General features: G+C 69.4%; 1 protein-coding gene and 1 pseudogene. One reads left to right on the forward strand and one right to left on the reverse strand.

The features are described 5' to 3' along the window. Positions 1 to 451: LysR substrate-binding domain-containing protein (locus EOA36_RS36290; protein ID WP_245464573.1), on the forward strand; the 451-nt coding region annotated here is incomplete at its 5' end. Between the two features lie 19 nt (positions 452 to 470). Here the strand turns inward: EOA36_RS36290 and EOA36_RS36295 are convergent. After that, positions 471 to 881: pseudogene (locus EOA36_RS36295) on the reverse strand (hypothetical protein); the annotation flags it as partial.

Genomic DNA, 881 nt, shown 5'->3' on the forward strand with positions numbered 1-881 from the left:
GCCCTATAGCGAGCACGTCGCCGATGTTCCGATGCGCTGGATCGGTCCGGCCAAGCGCATCGAGACGAGCCTGCGCGACGGCGAGCCACTGCCGCTGGTGGCGCTCGAAGCGCCATGTCTGCTGCGCACGGTCGCGACTGAAACGCTCGACCGCGCCGGGCTGCCCTGGCGCATGGCCTTCTCGAGCCCCAGTCTGGGTGGCATCTGGGCGGCTGTCGCCGCGGGGCTGGGGCTGACGATCCGCACCGACATCGGCTTGCCGGCCAGCGTCAGTGCGATGAAGCCCGAGATCGCCGGCCTGCCGGCGTTGCCCAAGATGGCGCTGTTCCTGCATCGTCGGGATGCCGAACCCGAGCCCGTGGCGGCCCGCCTTGCCGACATATTACTGGAGGCGGCGCGGCAGGCCCTGCCGGAAAATACGCGGACCGCCGGCTTGCGTGCCGCGGCCTGATCAGCACGAGCGCCGAGGCTCAGCCGCGCTTCTTGGCCCGGCCGGCGAACGGATTGTCCGAGGTGCGCAACGCGATGCGGATCGGCACGCCCGGCATGTCGAAGGCTTCGCGCAGGCTGTTGGAGAGATAGCGGACATAGCTCTGCGGCATCGCGTCCGGCCGCGAGCACTGGACCACGAAACCCGGCGGCCGCGTCTTGGCCTGGGTGACGTATTTGACCTTCAACCGGCGCCCGGCAACGGCGGGCGGCGGGTGATGCGCCAGTATGGCCTCGAGCCAGCGGTTGAGCTTGCCGGTGGAAACACGGCTGTTCCAGACCCTGTGCGTCCTCAGCACCGCATCCATCAGCTTGTCGAGGCCGCGTCCGGTCTCGGCCGAGACCGGACGCGGCCTCGACAAGCTGATGGATGCGGTGCTGAGGACGCACAG

Source organism: Mesorhizobium sp. M8A.F.Ca.ET.021.01.1.1 (genome assembly GCF_003998025.1).
GTDB lineage: Bacteria > Pseudomonadota > Alphaproteobacteria > Rhizobiales > Rhizobiaceae > Mesorhizobium.